We start from the raw sequence: 16,836 nt of genomic DNA on the forward strand, positions 1-16,836 counted from the left end.
AAGCCGGCGGGTTGGGACAGCCTCCATTGTTAATCAGCGTCGAATGATTTGGTTGCGCGTTTCGCGTTTATCGCGCGCGGCGTTCCGTCGAGAATGCGGTCCATCGGTCACCACGCGAAGGAACGCACATGAACACACGTCAACTGGGCCGCACGGGCCCGCGGGTATCGGCGATCGGGCTCGGCTGCATGGGCATGTCCGATCTTTACGGCCCGGCCGACCGCGACGAGAGCATCGCGACGCTGCACGCCGCGCTCGATCACGGGATCACGCTGCTCGACACCGGCGATTTCTACGGGATGGGCGACAACGAAATGCTGATCCGCGATGCGCTGCGCGGCCGCACGCGCGAGCAGGTGCTGATCAGCGTGAAGTTCGGCGCGCTGCGCGATCCGGCCGGCGGCTTCGCCGGCTACGATGCGCGGCCGGTCGCGATCCGCAACTTCGTCGCCTATACGCTGAAGCGGCTCGGTACCGACTACATCGATCTCTACCGGCCGGCGCGCGTCGATCCGGCGGTGCCGATCGAGGAGACGGTCGGCGCGATCGCCGATCTCGTCAAGGCCGGCTACGTGCGCCATATCGGCTTGTCGGAGGTCGGCGCCGACACGCTTCGCCGCGCGGCGGCCGTCGCGCCGATCGCGGATCTGCAGATCGAATATTCGCTGCTGTCGCGCGGGATCGAGGACGCGATCCTGCCGACGTGCCGCGCGCTCGGCATCGGCGTGACCGCGTACGGCGTGCTGTCGCGCGGGCTGCTGGGCGGCGGCTGGAATAGGGCGCAGCCGCGCGAGCGCGATTTCCGCGCGGCGAGCCCGCGCTTCCAGGGCGCGAATCTCGAACACAATCTCGCGCTCGTCGATGCGTTGCGCACGATTGCCGACGAAAAGGGCAGCAACCCCGCGCAGATCGCGATCGCCTGGGCGCTGTCGCGCGGCGACGACATCGTGCCGTTGATCGGCGCGCGTAAGCGCACGCAGCTCCGCGATGCGTTGCAAGCCTCGTCGATGCAACTAACGGTCGATGACCTCGCGCGCATCGAAGCGGCGGTTCCCGCCGGGGCGGCTGCCGGCGAACGCTATCCGGCCGCACAGATGGCGCACCTCGATAGCGAGCAGGGACGGGGGGCTCACGAGGGCTGAGCGCTGCGCCGGCGAGCGGTCCCGCCCGCCGGGCCCGAGCCGGACTCAGGCAAAACCAGATGGTGGACGGCGCGCGGGCGGTGCACCATCGGCACCGTATTCAACCGGACGCACCGCCCGCCATGCAGATTCATACGTTGACGATCATCGCGCTGGTGTTCCTGCTCGCCGGCGCGGTCAAAGGCATGATCGGCCTCGGCCTGCCGACGATCGCAATGGGGCTGCTGATGCTCGCGATGCCGCCGTCGGCCGCGGCCAGCCTGCTGCTGGTGCCGTCGTTCATCACCAATATCTGGCAATTGTGGCTCGGTCCGTCGTTCGGGCCGCTGCTGCGCCGGCTGTGGCCGCTGATCGCGGGGCTGACGATCGGCACGCTGACGGGCGGCCTGCCCGCGCTCGCGGCCGGCAGCGCGTGGACGCATGCGGCGCTCGGCGTCGTGCTGATCCTGTACGGCCTGTGGGGTCTCGCGGCCGCGCGCTTGCCGGCGCCGGGCCGGCACGAGACGTGGCTGTCGGCCGTGGTCGGCTATCTGACCGGCGTGGTGACGGCCGCGACCGGCGTGTTCGTCGTGCCTGCCGTGCCCTATCTGCAGGCGCTGCGGCTCTCGAAGGACGATTTGATCCAGGCGCTCGGGCTGTCGTTTACGGCGTCGACGATCGCGCTCGGCTTGCAGTTGCGCGTGTCGGGCGCGCTGCAGACCGTCGACCTCGGCGTGTCGGCGCTTGCGCTGGTGCCGGCGCTGGCGGGCATGGCCGGCGGCCAGTATGCGCGGCGCGTGATGAGCGAAAAGACCTTCAAGCGCTGCTTCTTCGTCGGGTTGATCGCGCTTGGCGCGTATATGACGGTTTCCGGGCTGCGCTAGGCCGCTCGCGGCGAGCGCGCCGACGTCACTGCTGCCGCCGAACGCCGGCATCGGCTCCCGGCTTCCGGCGGCATGACGGAACGGCGTGCTTCCGCTCAGGCAGGATCCGCGTACTTCAGCGTCCATCCGAACGAACGGCTGGCGCCCGAGCCGAGCGCAAACGGCCGCGTCGTGCACGCAAAGTTCGAATGCAGCTGGCCGATCGGCGTCGTCGACAGCGGATTCGTCGCGCCATTCACGGTGTCGAAAGCCGACAGCGCGCAGGTGTCGAAGCCCGATGCCGCGTAGCCGGTCGCGATGCCGTTCGCATACCTGACGGACATCCCGTCGCCGTTGACCTGCGTGGCCGCGAAGTCCGCGAACGACGTGAAGTCCGTTTCGACCGACAGCGTGCCGGCGAGCGTGCCCGAGCTCAGCGTGTCGCTGCGCGAGATCGTGCCGTGATCGAACGTCAGCACCGTATGCGCCTGCAGGTCGAGGTCCGTCGTGTAGGCGGCGTTCTTCGTCGCGAGCCGGAATTTCGCCGTATCGAACGACACGATCACCTGGGTGCCGGTCTGCTGCACGTTCAGGTTCTTGTAGTACGTGACGGGAATGTAGGTCTTGCCGTTGTACGAGACCTGCGGCACCAGCAGCGCATAGCCGAGATCGGTCGTGCCGTAGGACAGCTTGTCGGAGAACGGCACCGGATAGTACGGCGTGTACGAGTTGTAGTCGGGCGCCTGGCTCAGATTCAGGTTGATCACGCGCCGGCCGTCGCGCACGGTGAGCAGCGCCGCGCTGTACGGATGCGCGGTGTCGTTGGGCTGGTTGTACCAGGTGAGCGTATAGCGCGGCAGTGCATCGAGCCATGCGCCGTAGTCCGCGTCGGCCATCGGCGCCTTGCCTTCGAAGCCGAGCTTGTTCCACCACGCGTTCACGTACAGGTACTGGTGCAGCAGGCTGAAGTTCTCGCCCATCACGCGCGGCTTGCCCCGATACGCGTCGGTGCCGCGCCCCTTGACCCACATATTCACCGACGGCGTCGGCAGCGACGGGTCGTACCAGTACGTGTCGAAGCGGTGCGCGGCCTTGTAGATGAACGCGTAGGCGATCTGCTTTTCCTGGTCGGTCAGCACGCCTGCATTGGCTGCCGCGGTCAGCACTTCCATGAAGGCGGAGTCGCCGTACGGGCCGATCGAGCGGCCGTAGTTGAAGCCCTGGCCGTCCGTGTTCAGCTGCGGGAGGATCAGGTCGACCGACTTGCGCAGATAGCCCTTCAGCTCGGGCGTGAGATTCGCCGCGTTGTCCATTTCGAAGGTGCGCTCGACCACTTCGCCGATCAGCAGCGTGCTGTAGCGGTCGAAGCGGGCCTTGTCGTAGTACGTCGTGTGCGTGTTCGATGCCTCGTCGGAGAAGCCGCCCGACGAATCGTTGCGGATATGGTTCGTGAGCGTGTACAGCAGCGCGTCGCGCGCGCCCATCGTCGCGACCGCCGGATCGGTCGCCGACGCGAACGACGGATTGCTCCAGCCGAGCTTCTGCCGCAGCCCGGCGATCCCGTACGACACTGCATAGTAGTTCTGGGCGGTGTTGAGCGACGCGATGTCGATCGGCGTGCCGGCGGCCGGGCACGTGTCGGTCTTGCCGCTCGCATCGGGGCCGAACATGTCGCAGAACGTGAGCCGGCGCTGCAGCGTCGCGAGCATCGCGTCGCTGAACACTTCGTTGAGCATGCCGTGCGCCTTCAGGTTGTTCAGCGCGACGAGATAGTAGTACTCGCCCCAGGACGTATTCGCATACGTGTAGTTGGCGCCCGACTGCGCCATCATCGCGGTCGTGATCTGCTGGTAGGTCGCGAGATAGCTCGCGTATTGCGGGTCGCCCTTCGACTTCATGTCGATCAGGATGTACGACAGGCCGAGCGCGAGCTTGCCGGGCAGGAATTTGTCGCCGGTGTTCGTGTCGAGCACGTGGACCGGCGTGCCGTCGCCGAGATCCATCACGACCTGCGTGAAGTCGGGCGACTTGCGGATCAGGTCGAACAGCGCGCGCATCTGGCCCATCATTGTGACGGGGATGTCGGCGCCGGCCGGCACGCTGGTGTCGGGCGCGCCATAGACGAGCGCCTGCAGCGAGTTGGCGGCGAGTGCGGGCGTCGACGGCGATGAAGGGGAGGACGGCTGCGTGTCGGTCACGTCGTTGCCGCCGCACGCGCTGACGAACAGGACGGAAAGGGCGCTGAGCGCGGCGCCGAGCGCGAATCTGCTGCGCGGATGCATTGTGGGGTGTCTCCGGTTTGAATAGTGGTGAGGACGGGCCGGTCCGACGCTGCCTCGCTCGATGCCCGTACCCGACTTCCGCCTTGCAACCCTGATCCCTGAAGGCGGACGCCTGAATTGCAACCCGAGCGGGCCGACGTTTTCCGGTGCTGGAGCGGTGGTTCGAATCGCCGCCCGCTAACGATGGAAAACGTTTTCCCAATTTAGGCATCGTCAGGCCTGCTGTCAATGAACTTTCGTCAGGAGGGGTGGCGGGGGAAACCCGGATGGGAAAGGGAGGACGATTCCGCGGTGGTCGGGAAATATGCGGTTTTCAGGCGCGTTTATTGCGGATGTTTCCTTCCGGCGTTTGCGATGAGCGTGGCGGAAGCGGTGGGAATCCGAGTGCAAGGGATGCACGCTTTCTTCCGTTCGAAGAAGAAAACGTTATCCATAGGCGTCCCGGCGATAGATATGCGTGACGATCGACCCCGCAGGCGCCCGCCCTGGAGCGCGTTAAAGCTGCCGCTCGATCGCCGCCTTGTCGATGACCGACCAGACCTGGCGGATCTTCCCGTCGAGGAATTCGTAGAACACGTGCTCGCTGAACGCGATCCGTCTGCCGTCGACTGCGAGGCCCAGAAACGTCGCACGCGGCATGCAATCGAACCTGAGCCGGCACGCGACACGCGGCGGCTCGCAGACCAGCCATTCGATCTCGAAGCGCAGATCGGGGATGTCGCGCACATCCTGCTCCAGCATCGCGCGATAGCCGGCCAGCCCGAGCGCGCGGTCGTTGTGGATCACGTCGGCCGCGACATGGCGGTCGAGCGCGGCCCAGTCCCGTCGGTTCAGGCAGTCGATATACGCACGGTAGCGCGCGGCGAGATCGGTTCGAGTCACGGCGATGTCTCCTCGTTGGGGCGACGGCGGCGCGAATGCCGCACCGCTGCCGCTACAGATTCGGCGCATCGAGAACCCTGCGCTCATCGACGGGCCAGTCGCGCGCGCCGTTTTCGATCGGCAGCGTGTCGAGCGGCAGCCGGCCGAACAGCGTGTCGGTCAACTGCCGGTCGTCGCGGTACAGCGCGATCAGCCCGTCGACGATCACCAGCCGTCGATCGGTGCGTGGAGGCGAGGCGTTGGCAATGGCAGTCATGTCGGGCGCGGAGCGCGGGTTCCAATGCGGGAACTGGCAATGTCGGGCGAACAAGGGCGCAAGCAGGCGGCGTGGCCACGCAGGATCACCGCGATTGCGCCGGCGCATCCCCCGACAGGAACGCGACGAACTCGCGCGTATATTTCGGCAGCGCGTCGAACGACCGCGCGCAGAGCGTCAGCTTTCGGTGGCTCCACGAATCGGACAGCTCGACGAGCCGCACGTCCATCGTCTGCATCGCGCGTTCCGCCGCGTGCCGCGACACGATGCCGATCCCGACACCGCTTTCGATCACGCGGCAGATCGCGTCGAAACTCTTCAGCTGCACACGATACCGGATTCGCTTGCCGAGCGCGCGCGCCTGATCGGCGAGATGGACCTGCAGCGCGCTGCCGTCCGTGAGCCCGATGAAATCCGCATCGACGATCTCGTCGAACGCGACCGCGTCGCGCGACGCGAGCGCATGGGCGGCCGGCACGACGGCGATCAGCCAGTCCTCGCGAAACGGCTTCTGCTCGAGGCCGCCGAGTCCGACCGAATCGGCGACGATGCCGAGCTCCGCCGTCTTGCTGCGGATCGCGTGCACGATTTCCTGGCTCGAGCGTTCCTCGACGCTGATCGACAGCTTCGGGTGGCGCGGCAGATACTCGGCCAGCGCGTCGGGCAGATATTCGCTGAGCGACGCGGTGTTGCACAGCAGCCGGATATGGCCGCGCAGTCCGAGCCCGTACTGCTGCAGTTCGCCGCGCATGTGGTCGATCTGCTGCAGCACCGTGCGCGCATGGTGTTCGAGCGCATGACCGGCGTCGGTCGCATGCACGCCCGCCTTGGTCCGGTGCAGCAGCGGCACGCCGAGCTCGTCCTCCATCCCGCGAATGCGCTCGCTCGCGGCCTGCAGCGTGATGTGCGTGCGCTCGGCGCCGCCCGTGATCGTGCCGGCCTCGCAGATGTTCAGGAAAAGCCGCAGATCGGTCAGGTCGAAGCGCATGGCGGGGCCGTATTGTTGTCGGATCGCCGATAAGGTAGCAGGGAATCGCGCGCGCGATGCTCAGGCGCTGCCTGAGACGCGATTCGCCGCTTCCGCATTTTCAGGATATGGCCGGCGATCGATGATGCTGACGTCAAACGCGAAGGGGAGACCGTCATGCAAATCGATTCGTCGTGGGGCGTGTCGTTCAAGATCGCGCTGCATCTGCTGTTTCTCTGCATCGGCATCGCCTACGCGTGCTCGGAACTGATCGACTGGATGCGCTGAGCGAGCGCGCCGGCGGGGCCGTCGGCGCTGCGGAAAATAATGCCGATTTCCCCAACAGGCGCGGTCATAGTTACCTGAATCGCACGGGGCGCTGGTCATGCATATCGTCCGGCTCCACGACCGGTGATCGTTTGTCATCATTGTTTGCATCCGGTTACACGTCGGCCGTTCCGTTTTTGAGATGCTTGAAAGCTTGTAAAACGGACACCGGTAGCACCGGTTCGACGATGGAAAAGCATCGACTCTATCGCCCTGCGGCATGGGCATTCGGCCTCGCTGCCGTGCTCGCGATGGCCGGCTGCGCGAGCACGCCGCCCGTTCCGCCGAGCGATACGCTTGCCGGCCCCGCGCGACCGGCGGCGCCGGCACAGCCCGCTGCGGCATCGGCACCCGCGCCGGCGCCTGCGCCGATCCTGGTCGCGCACGACTACGTCGTGAAGCGCGGCGACACGCTGACGGGCATTGCGAACGCGAACGACTGCAGCGTCGCCGATCTGCGGCTCTGGAACAAGCTCGGCGCGCGCAGCAGGCTGCGCACCGGGCAGGTATTGCGGATCGTGAAGCAGGATGTGCAGCGGCCGCCGGCGACGACGGGCAGCACGCAGGCGTCGGCGCCGGCCGCCGCGAGCGACGCGACGGCCGCCGCGCGGCCGAGCGAGTCGAGCGCGAGCGATCGCGAGGTCGTCCAGCAGACGAAGCGTCACGCGCGCGGCGTCGCGCTCGCCTGGCCCGCGCACGGCCGGATCGTCGACACGTTCCGCCCCGGCCAGAACCGCGGGATCCAGATCGCGGGCCGCCCCGGCGACCCGGTACGCGCGGCCGCCGACGGCCGCGTGATGTATGCGGGCACCGGGCTCAACGACTACGGCAGCCTGATCATCGTCCAGCACAACGCGGATTTCCTGACCGCGTACGCGCACAACCGCAAGCTGCTCGTGAAGACGGGCGACGTCGTGCATCAGGGCGACGAGATCGCCGAGATGGGCGACCTCGACAACTCGCGCGTCGCGCTGCTGTTCGAAGTGCGGCGCGACGGCAAGCCGGTCAATCCGCTGCCGTATCTGCCTGCGCCGCAGGGCTGAGGCGCGAACGCGCAGCCGCGCCGCTGGAACGCGGCGGCGCTCGCTGATACGCTAGGGTCTGTTCATCGCGCCTCACGGGTGAGGCCGCCGGTGCGTGTATTCGCGGTGGGCGGCGGCTGCCGCCGCGAAGCGTGTGCCGATGCGAACGGGCGCGCGTCGTCGATGTGCGCCGTGCGATGCGATCGACTCCGACAAGACATCACGCCATTCATGGAACACTCACCGACACGCCGCTCGCTGTTGCTTGCCGCCGTTGCGGCACCGTTCGTCGCCGCGTGCACGTCGGCGCCCGTCGCCGATCAGGGACGCGTGCATAGCGCTCAATCCGAACTCGCCGCGCTCGACAAGGCGTCGGACGGCCGGCTCGGCGTCGCCGCGCTCGACACGTCGACCGGCGCGCGCATCGCGCATCACGCGCGCGAGCGCTTTCCGCTGTGCGGCACGTACGCGGTCGTCGCGGCCGCCGCGATCCTCGCGCGTGCGTCGCTCGACGCATCGCTGCTGCCGCGCCGCATTCTCTATCGCCGTTACGGGATCGTCGCGGGCTCGCCCGTCACCGAAAGCCACGCGGACACCGGCATGACCGTCGCGCAGCTCTGCGCGGCGATGCTCGAGTCCGGCGACAAGGGCGCCGGCAACCTGCTGATGGACGTGCTCGGCGGCCCGCAGGCGGTGACGGCGTTCGCCCGCGAAAGCGGCGATACGACCTTCCGTCTCGATCGCTGGGAGCCCGAGCTCAATACGGTCGGGCCCGACGACGTGCGCGACACGTCGACGCCGGTCGCGATGGTCGACACGCTCCAGCGGCTGCTGCTCGGCGATGCGCTGCGCGAGCCGCAACGCGCGCAGCTGATCGACTGGATGACGGCCGGCGCGCGCGGCGACGGCATTGCCGCAGCCGTGCCGCCCGGTTGGCGCGTGGCCGCCAAGCGGGGCGCGGGCGGCTATGGCACGACGACGGACGTCGCGGTGCTGTGGCCGCCGTCGCGCGCGCCGATCGTGATGGCCGTGTCGTACACGCAGCCGCGCGCCGATGCCGCGCCGCGCAGCGACGTGATCGCCTCGGCCGCGCGGATCGTCGCGAACGCGCTGACGGCAACCGCATAGCGCGCACGGCGCGGCGCCGACACTCGCGTCGAGCGGGCGTTTGCCTTATCGTGTCGGTCAGCGCGTGCCGCCGCCGGCACGCCGTCTTTCCGCTCACTTCGCTTCGCCATGCGCCGACTTCCGCCTTTGCACGCGCTGCAGATCTTCTCGACCGTCGCCCGTCACGGCAGCTTCACGCGCGCGGCCGAGCAGCTGTGCGTGACGCAGGGCGCGGTGAGCCGGCAGATCCAGACGCTCGAGGCGCATTACGGCTTCCCGCTGTTCAAGCGGCATGCGAAAGGACTGACGCTGACGGCCGAAGGCGAACAGCTGCTGCCGGTCGTCAACGAGAGCTTCGCGCGGATCGAGGACATTTCGTCGAAGCTCACGCGGCAGCGCACCGACCTCGCGCTAAAGGTGCCGACCTGCGTGATGCGCTGGATGCTGCCGCGCATCATGCGCTTTCAGGGCGAGCATCCCGATCTGCACGTCCAGATCACGACCGCATGGCAGCACGTGGTCGACTTCTCGTCCGAGCCGTTCGACGCCGCGATCGTCTACGGCACGTCGCCGGGCGCCGGCGTGGTCGCGCTGCCGCTGTTCGGCGAGCGGCTGACGCCCGTGTGTGCGCCCGAGCTGCGGCAAACGGTGCCGCTCGAGGCGGTCGACGACCTCGCGCGCCATACGCTGCTGCATCCGACGCGCGACCATCGCGACTGGCGCGCATGGCTCGAGCACGCAGGCGTGCGCACGGTCGATCCCGAGCGCGGGCCGACCTTCGACACGCTCGATCTCGCGACGAACGCCGCGATGCAAGGCTTCGGCGTCGCGATCGGCGACGTGACGCTCGTCGACGACGACGTCAGTGCGCGCCGGCTCGAACGGCCGTTTGACATCGTGCTCGAGACGGGCGCGCGCTACTTCTTCGTGTACCCGGAGAGCGGCGGCAGCCAGCAGAAGATCCGCGCGTTCAGCGACTGGATCGCGCGTAATCGCGATTGATGCGGCGCGGCGCGCGGCCGCCTGCTTACTGATACGTGACGATCGCGATCATCGGCGTGTGCTCGCCGCCCGGACGCGTCGGTAAAACGATTGCGCGCGACGCCTGCGTAAAGGTCGTCGTCCGTACCGGCTGCAACGTCGCCGCGTCGACGAACTCGATGCGACCGGCCGTCGGACGCGGACAGTCGGGCCGCACGTGCGCGGCCGGCGCGTCGAGCGCGAACGAGCACGGCGGCTCGACGATCATGCCGGAGAAATGGATGACGCCGGACGTTGCGCCGGCGAAAGACAGGGACGAGGCCAGAAGCGACGCACCCAGGACGAACGATGCGGCGGTCACGCGATGCTTCATGACAGGCTCCAGAGTGGCAGCGCATCGCGGCGGGGCCGCTCGGACGGCAGCTCGTCAACGCGGCGATGCTGAATACGTAAACGGCAACGGCATCGGACCTCTTGAGTGAAAAAGACGAAATCTTGAAACCGCACAAGCGGCGTGCGGCTGTTTCAATCAATGTAGACGGAATCTGCGCGTTCGCAAGTCGGGATCGTGCGAAGTCGCATCGTGCACGAGCGGGGGTGCGGCACGTGCGGTTGCGCGCGCAACGGCTGTCGGCCGCGGCAAAAAAACGGCCGCTCGCAACGAGCGGCCGTACGGCATGCCGAAGCGGCGCGCCGGCGTTCAGGCCGCGCGCTTGCGCACCGCGCCGACGATCACGAGCAGCACGATCGCGCCGATGATCGACGCGATCCAGCCCGCGCCCTGACCAGGCGCATACCAGCCGGCGGCCCGGCCGACGTAGCCGGCAATCAGCGAGCCGACGATACCGACGATCGTCGTCATCAGCAGGCTCATCTTGTCGTCGCCCGGCTTGAGCGCACGGGCGAGGAGGCCGACGATCAGCCCGACTACGAGGGTTTCGATGAATTGCAGCATGGATGCCTCCCTATCGCTGTTCAGCGGTTATCGAAACGGAATGGACCCGCGCGGCGCATCGGGGTTCCGTGCGCCGGCGGCGCGCGCAGTATCGCATGCCGTTGCGTCGCCGGGATGTCAGGCGGCGGGCGCGAGGCGCCGATAGCCTTCGGTCGCCTGCAGCAGCGTGCGCGTGTAGTCGCGCGCGACCTGTCCCGCGCGCACGTCCTCGATCCGCAGCAGTTCGACGATTTCGCCGTGCTGCATCACCGCGACGCGCTGGCACAGGAAGCCGATCACCGCGAGGTTGTGGCTGACGACGATCATCGTCAGATTGCGTTCGCGATGCAGGCGCCGCAGCAGGTTCAGGATCTCGGCCTGCACGGAGACGTCGAGCGCGGACGTCGGCTCGTCGAGCAGCAGCACGCGCGGCTCGACGATCAGCGCGCGTGCGATGGCGACGCGCTGCCGCTGGCCGCCCGACAGCTGATGCGGATAGCGGAAGCGGAACGCGGGGCCGAGCCCGACTTCGGACAGCGCACGCGCAATGCGCGCGTCGGCATCGCCGATCCGATGGATCGACAGCGGCTCGCGCAGCGTCTGGTCGACCGTGAAGCGCGGATGCAGCGACGCGTACGGATCCTGGAACACCATCTGCACGCGGCGGCGGAACGCGCGATCGGGCGTGCCGGCGATGGGCCGCCCGTCGATCGACAGCCGGCCGGACGCGAGCGGAACGAGGCCGGTCAGCGCGCGCAGCAGCGTGGACTTGCCGGAGCCCGATTCGCCGACGAGGCCGAACACCTCGCCGTCGCGCACCGCGAAGCTCGCGTCGCGCACGGCGTCGACATGGCCCGTACGAGTGGGAAAACGGATCGATACGTGATCGACGTCGATCATCGTGCAGCCTCCTGTCGAATGGCGCGCGCGGGCACGTCGAGCCATGCCGGATCGCGCTGCAGCACGGGCAGCTCGTCCGGCGGATTCGCGAGCGGCGGATTGGCCGCGAGCAGTCCGCGCGTGTACGGATGTGTCGCATGCTGCAGATCGCGCGCGGCGCAGGTCTCGACGACGCGTCCCGCGTACATCACGGCGACGCGATCGCAGAACGACATCACGAGCGGCAGGTCGTGGCTGATGAACATCAGCCCCGTGTCGTGCCGCGCGATCATCGCGTCGAGCACCGCGAGCACCTGCATCGACACGGCGACGTCGAGCGCGGACGTCGGCTCGTCGGCAATCAGCAGCCGCGGGCCGGTGGACACCATCATCGCGATCATCACGCGCTGGCCCATCCCGCCGGACAGCTCGTGCGGATACGCGTCGGCCACCCGCTCGGGATCGCGGATCTGCACGGCCGCGAGCGCCTCGACGATCCGCTCGCGCAGCGCGCGGCCGCGCAGGCCCGGCTCGTGCCGCCGGAACGCTTCGCCCATCTGCTTCGCGACGGTCATCACGGGGTTCAGCGAATACTTCGGATCCTGCAGGATCATGCCCATCTGGCTGCCGCACAGGCGCCGGCGCTCGCGCGGCGACATCGCGAGCAGGTCGTGGCCCGCGAAGCGCATCGTCCGTGCCGAGCAGCGCGCGGCGTCCGGCAGCAGCCCGAGCAGCGCGCGGCCCGTCAGCGACTTGCCGGAACCCGATTCGCCGACGATGCCGAGCCGCTCGCCCGGTGCCAGCGTCAGCGACAGGTCGCGCACCGCGTCGGTCACGGTGCCGTCGTGGCCGCGAAAGCCGATTTTCAGGCCGTCGATCTCGCACAGCGGCGCGACGGTTGCGACGGTGGAAGGGGTTTGCATGTCACGCTCCATGTCGCGGATCGAAGACGTCGCGCAGCCCGTCGCCGAGCAGGTTGAACGCGAGGCTCACGAGCAGGATCGCCGCGCCGGGCAGCGTCGCGACCCACCATGCGTCGAGCAGCACGTTGCGGCCCGACGCGACCATGAAACCCCATTCGGGGCTCGGCGGCTGGGCGCCGAGGCCGAGGAAGCCGAGGCCGGCGACGGTCAGGATGATGCCGGCCATGTCGAGCGTCGCGCGCACGATCACGGACGACATGCACAGCGGCACGATATAGCGCAGCAGGATGCGCGGCCCCGACGCGCCTTGCAGCCGCGCGGCATGAATGTAGTCGGCCTGCGCGATGCGGATCGTCTCGGCACGCGCGAGCCGCGCATACGCCGGCCACGCAGTGATCGAGATCGCGACGACCGCATTGACGACGCCGGGCCCGAGCGCCGCGGCAAATGCGAGTGCGAGCACGATCTTCGGGAACGCGAGCGCGATGTCGGTGATGCGCATCAGCACGCTGTCGACGAAGCCGCCGCAATAGCCGGCCGTCGTGCCGATCGCCAGCCCGATCGGCACGACGATCGCGACGACGAGCAGCGCGATGCCGAGCGTGAGCCGCGACCCGCCGATCAGCCGGGACAGGATGTCGCGGCCGAGCTGGTCGGTGCCGAGCCAGTGCGACGGCGAGCCCGGCGGCAGCAGGCGATCGCCGAGCACCTGGCGCAGCGGATCGTGCGGCATGATCAGCGGGCCGACGATCGCCACGACGATCAGCGCGACGAGAATCGCGAGCCCGAACAGGTTGAGCGGATTCGTCGCGAAGCGGCGCCAGCGGCGATACGTGAGCCCGAGCGCGGCCTGCGAGCGCGACGCCGGCGCATCGGAAAGCAGCCACGCGCGTAGCGTGACACGGTCGGCATTCATCATCGGTCGACCTTCGGAAGCGAGTGAAACGGAAGCAGCGGGGAAGCGGGCATGGCAAAGCGGTCCTTAGCGTGCACGCGGATCGAACACGCGGTAGAGCGCATCGGTCAGCAGGTTGACGGTGATGAACATCACGCCGATCACGAGCGTCGCGCCGAGCACCGCGTTCATGTCGGCATTCAGCAGCGCGCCCGTCAGATAGGAGCCGAGGCCCGGCCACGCGAACACGATCTCGGTCAGCACCGAGCCTTCGAGCAGGTTGCTGTACGTGAGCGCGATCACGGTCAGCAGCGGCACCGCGATGTTGCCGAACGCGTGACGCCAGATCACGCGGCGCTCGGACAGGCCCTTGGCGCGCGCGGTGACGATGTATTCCTGGCTCAGCTGATCGAGCATGAACGAGCGCGTCATCCGGCTCAGATACGCGACCGAGTAGTAGCCGAGGATCGCGGCCGGCAGCGCGATGTGCGAGAGCGCGTTGCGCAACACGTCCCATTCGCCGGCGAGCACCGCGTCGATCAGCAGGCTGCCGGTGCGCGTGTCGACCATCCCGTCGTATACCGGATCGAGGCGGCCCGGCCCGGCGACCCAATGCAGCCGTGCATAGAACAGCAGCAGCCCCATCAGCCCGAGCCAGAACACCGGCACCGAATTGCCGATCAGCCCGATGAAGCGCGCGATGTGATCGATCGGCCGGTTGTGCTTCACCGCGGCCGCGACGCCGAGCGGCACGCCGATCGCGATGCCGATCAGCGTCGCGATCGTCGCGAGTTCGAGCGTCGCGGGAAACACGCGCTTGATATCGTCGAGCACGGGGTTCGACGTCAGCAGCGAGACGCCGAAATTGCCGTGCAGCACGTCGCGCGCGTAGATCAGGAATTGCGTGACGAGCGGCTTGTCGAGTCCGAGCGCGATGCGCTCGGCCGCGTACGCTTCGGCCGACGCGCGATCGCCGAGGATCGCGAGCACCGGATCGATCGGCACCTTGCGGCCGATCACGAAGGTCAGCGCGAGCAGCCCCGCGAACGTGACGGCGAGCGTGACCGCCCAGCGCAGCACGCGCAGCGTCCAGCGGACGGCCGGACGCCGCGCGGGCAGCGTGCGGAGCGCTTCGAGAGTGGAGACGGGAGTCGACATGCGGCGGCCGTTACTGCTTCTTCAGGTTGCGGTAAGACACGAGATCGTTGATCGGCCCGACCTCGAGCCCGCTGACGCCGGGGCGCGTCGCGACCTGCGCGACCTTCTCGAACATGATCACGAACGGCGACTGCGCGAGCACTTCCTTCTGCATCGCCTGATACAGCGCCGCGCGCTTGGCGGCGGTCGGTTCGGCCAATGCCGTGTCGGTTTCCTTCGTCAGCTTCGGGATGTCCCAGCTGTTGCGCCAGGCGAGCATCTTGTAGGGCGACTTGTCGCCGTTGTCGGGGTTCCATGCGAAGCCCTGCGCATTGCTGTGCGGATCGATGTAGTCGGCCGACCATTCGCCGATATAGATGTCGTGCTGGCGCGCGCGGTATTTCGCGAGCGTCTGCTTGTTGTCGCCCGGAATCAGCTGCACCTTGATGCCCGCCTGCGCGAAGTTCGCCTGCACGGCCTGCGCGATCTCCGTGTACGGATAGTCGTTGCGCACGTCCATCGTCACCGAGAAGCCGTTCGGTACGCCGGCTTTCGCGAGCAGCGCCTTCGCCTTCGCGACGTCCAGCTTGTACGGGTTCGTGTTCAGCGCGCCGAGGAAGCCTTCGGGCAGGAAGGTCTGATGCACCTTGTAGGTCGTCTTCACGACGTTGTGCTGGATCCCCGCATAGTCGACGAGCCATTTCAGCGCTTCCTGCACCTCGGGCTTCGCAAGCGTCGCGTTCTTCGTGTTCAGGCCGAGATAGAGCAGCGTCGCCTGCGGCGATGCCGTGACCTTCGCCTTGCCGGACTTCACGACGGCCGCGAGATCGTCGGGGCTCAGGTCGCGCGCGGCGTCGACGTCGCCGTTCTCGAGCAGCAGCCGCTGGCTGGCCGCCTCGGGCACGTGACGCAGCACGATGCGCTTCATCGCGAGCGGCAGACGATAGCCGTCGAAGCGCTGCAGCACGATGCTGTCGCCGGCCGTCCACTTCGCGAGCTTGTAGGCGCCGGAGCCGGCCTCGTTGGTCTTCAGCCATGCGTTGCCGAGGTCGTTGCCCTGCTGGTGCGACAGCAGCAGCTTCCGGTCGACGACCGACGCCGGCCACGAGCCGAGCACGTTCAGCACGAAGGTCGGCGCGTACTTGCGGTCGGTCGTGATCGATACCGTCTGGTCGTCGAGCTTCTTCACGTTCGCCGCCACGTTCGCCTTCGTGAGGCCGATGCCGGTCAGCACCGCGGCCGGGCCCTTGTCGAGCTGTACCGCGCGCTGGATCGACCAGACGACGTCGTCGGCCGTCAGTGCGTTGCCCGAGTGAAACTTCAGGCCGCTGCGCAGCTTGAACGTGTAGGTGAGGCCGTCCGCGCTGACCGTCCACGACTGCGCGACGTCGCCGTTGAATTTCGACGGATCGCGCAGGTCGACGCGCACGAGGCGGTCGTAGGTGTTCGCGACGTATTCCTCGGGCACGAGCTCGTAGATCTCGGCCGGATCGAGCGTCATGAATTCGTCCAGCAGCGTGGCCATCACGAACATGTCCTTCGGCGTTTCCGCGCGTGCGGCGGAAAACGGTGCGGATGTCAGGGCGGCGGCGAGCACGGCGGCGGCGACGAGCCGGGATGTCAGGGGTTTCATGGGCGCTCCATCTGTCGTTGATGTCGTTGAACGTGAACGGAAAGGGGGACGTGCGTCACATCAGGCGCCACGGGCCGCTGGCGTCGTTGTCGATCACCGGCAGCGCGCGCGAGCCGGGCAGCTCGTAGTGCCACCATTCGCTGTCGATATGCGCGAAGCCGGCCGCGTGCATCACGCCGAGCAGCAGCAGCCGGTTGCGCTGCACGGCCTCGGGCAGCCCCGCGTGGAAGTGCCCGGACGCGGCCACCATCTCGTCGAAGCCGGTGCCCATGTCGAGCGGCTCGCCATCGGCGCCGACGAGCGTCAGGTCGAGCGCCGTGCCGCGGCTGTGATTCGAGCCGCGGCCGAGATCGGCGACGAAGTTCGGGTCCGGCAGGAAATCCCACAACACCTGCTGCGCCTCCGGCGGCCGGTATGCGTCGTAGATGCGCAGCGTGAAGCCGGCCTGCGCGGCGACGTCCACCGCGCGGCGCAGCGCCGCTTCGGCCGGCGCGAGCAACAGGCAGTGCGCGCGGCGGTAGATCGGCTTGCCGGTCAGGTTGCGCTCGGTCGCATAGACGAGGTCGATCTCGACGCGATGCGTGGCGGGCGTGATTTCGACGAGGCGGTGATCGTTCATCGGCAAAT

At 68.0% G+C, this 16,836-nt stretch carries 17 protein-coding genes; 5 read left to right on the forward strand and 12 right to left on the reverse strand.

What is annotated here, in order from left to right; all coding sequences use genetic code 11:
• Positions 1–128: 128 nt before the first annotated feature.
• Both ACSHSS_RS10760 and ACSHSS_RS10765 read left to right on the forward strand, forming a co-directional pair.
• Positions 129–1,142, forward strand: a complete 1,014-nt coding sequence (locus ACSHSS_RS10760; protein WP_035955077.1) for an aldo/keto reductase — start codon at positions 129–131, stop codon at positions 1,140–1,142.
• A gap of 122 nt (positions 1,143–1,264) precedes the next feature.
• Complete coding sequence (locus tag ACSHSS_RS10765) at positions 1,265–2,005, forward strand: sulfite exporter TauE/SafE family protein (protein ID WP_445544948.1); 741 nt, start codon at positions 1,265–1,267, stop codon at positions 2,003–2,005.
• 95 nt (positions 2,006–2,100) lie between these two features.
• Here ACSHSS_RS10765 and ACSHSS_RS10770 read toward each other — a convergent pair whose 3' ends face one another.
• The 4 genes from ACSHSS_RS10770 to ACSHSS_RS10785 form a co-directional block, all read right to left on the reverse strand.
• Entirely contained in the window at positions 2,101–4,266 is a 2,166-nt protein-coding gene (locus tag ACSHSS_RS10770; RefSeq protein WP_048804633.1) for a hypothetical protein, read from the reverse strand.
• A gap of 495 nt (positions 4,267–4,761) precedes the next feature.
• Positions 4,762–5,148: an ester cyclase gene (locus tag ACSHSS_RS10775; protein WP_253634263.1), complete on the reverse strand. Its 387-nt coding sequence runs from the start codon at positions 5,146–5,148 to the stop codon at positions 4,762–4,764.
• A gap of 52 nt (positions 5,149–5,200) precedes the next feature.
• A complete protein-coding gene (locus tag ACSHSS_RS10780) occupies positions 5,201–5,404 on the reverse strand; it encodes a hypothetical protein (RefSeq protein ID WP_445544949.1) in 204 nt (67 codons plus the stop codon).
• 85 nt (positions 5,405–5,489) lie between these two features.
• Positions 5,490–6,392, reverse strand: a complete 903-nt coding sequence (locus ACSHSS_RS10785) for a LysR substrate-binding domain-containing protein (protein WP_006415377.1) — start codon at positions 6,390–6,392, stop codon at positions 5,490–5,492.
• 494 nt (positions 6,393–6,886) lie between these two features.
• Between ACSHSS_RS10785 and ACSHSS_RS10790 the strand changes: the two genes are divergently transcribed.
• The 3 genes from ACSHSS_RS10790 (at position 6,887) to ACSHSS_RS10800 (ending at position 9,829) form a co-directional block, all read left to right on the forward strand.
• Complete coding sequence (locus tag ACSHSS_RS10790) at positions 6,887–7,741, forward strand: peptidoglycan DD-metalloendopeptidase family protein (RefSeq protein WP_445544950.1); 855 nt, start codon at positions 6,887–6,889, stop codon at positions 7,739–7,741.
• A gap of 210 nt (positions 7,742–7,951) precedes the next feature.
• The gene (gene bla / locus ACSHSS_RS10795) at positions 7,952–8,848 is read left to right on the forward strand and encodes a class A beta-lactamase (protein WP_012467957.1); all 897 of its coding nucleotides are present in this window, start codon (positions 7,952–7,954) and stop codon (positions 8,846–8,848) included.
• Positions 8,849–8,956: 108 nt separating this feature from the next.
• Positions 8,957–9,829: a LysR substrate-binding domain-containing protein gene (locus ACSHSS_RS10800; protein ID WP_035955064.1), complete on the forward strand. Its 873-nt coding sequence runs from the start codon at positions 8,957–8,959 to the stop codon at positions 9,827–9,829.
• Positions 9,830–9,854: 25 nt separating this feature from the next.
• Here ACSHSS_RS10800 and ACSHSS_RS10805 read toward each other — a convergent pair whose 3' ends face one another.
• The 8 genes from ACSHSS_RS10805 to ddpX all read right to left on the reverse strand — a co-directional run bounded on the left by ACSHSS_RS10805 (position 9,855) and on the right by ddpX (position 16,828).
• Positions 9,855–10,181, reverse strand: a complete 327-nt coding sequence (locus ACSHSS_RS10805; protein WP_012467956.1) for a type 1 fimbrial protein — start codon at positions 10,179–10,181, stop codon at positions 9,855–9,857.
• A gap of 327 nt (positions 10,182–10,508) precedes the next feature.
• Positions 10,509–10,763: a GlsB/YeaQ/YmgE family stress response membrane protein gene (locus ACSHSS_RS10810; protein WP_006396851.1), complete on the reverse strand. Its 255-nt coding sequence runs from the start codon at positions 10,761–10,763 to the stop codon at positions 10,509–10,511.
• Between the two features lie 117 nt (positions 10,764–10,880).
• Positions 10,881–11,642: an ABC transporter ATP-binding protein gene (locus tag ACSHSS_RS10815; RefSeq protein WP_012216859.1), complete on the reverse strand. Its 762-nt coding sequence runs from the start codon at positions 11,640–11,642 to the stop codon at positions 10,881–10,883.
• On the reverse strand, positions 11,639–12,544 hold the full coding sequence (locus ACSHSS_RS10820; protein WP_060182271.1) for an ABC transporter ATP-binding protein: 906 nt from the start codon (positions 12,542–12,544) through the stop codon (positions 11,639–11,641). Before ACSHSS_RS10820 ends, ACSHSS_RS10815 begins: the two co-directional genes overlap by 4 nt.
• 1 nt (position 12,545) lies before the next feature.
• Positions 12,546–13,460 (reverse strand): nickel transporter permease, encoded by a 915-nt coding sequence (nikC, locus tag ACSHSS_RS10825; protein WP_445544951.1) that lies wholly within the window; start codon positions 13,458–13,460, stop codon positions 12,546–12,548.
• 66 nt (positions 13,461–13,526) lie between these two features.
• Entirely contained in the window at positions 13,527–14,597 is a 1,071-nt protein-coding gene (locus ACSHSS_RS10830; protein ID WP_012216861.1) for an ABC transporter permease, read from the reverse strand.
• Positions 14,598–14,607: 10 nt separating this feature from the next.
• A complete protein-coding gene (locus ACSHSS_RS10835; protein ID WP_105782891.1) occupies positions 14,608–16,209 on the reverse strand; it encodes an ABC transporter substrate-binding protein in 1,602 nt (533 codons plus the stop codon).
• Between the two features lie 55 nt (positions 16,210–16,264).
• Entirely contained in the window at positions 16,265–16,828 is a 564-nt protein-coding gene (ddpX, locus tag ACSHSS_RS10840) for a D-alanyl-D-alanine dipeptidase (RefSeq protein WP_043280742.1), read from the reverse strand.
• Positions 16,829–16,836 lie beyond the last annotated feature (8 nt).

Source organism: Burkholderia sp. BC1 (genome assembly GCF_052683555.1).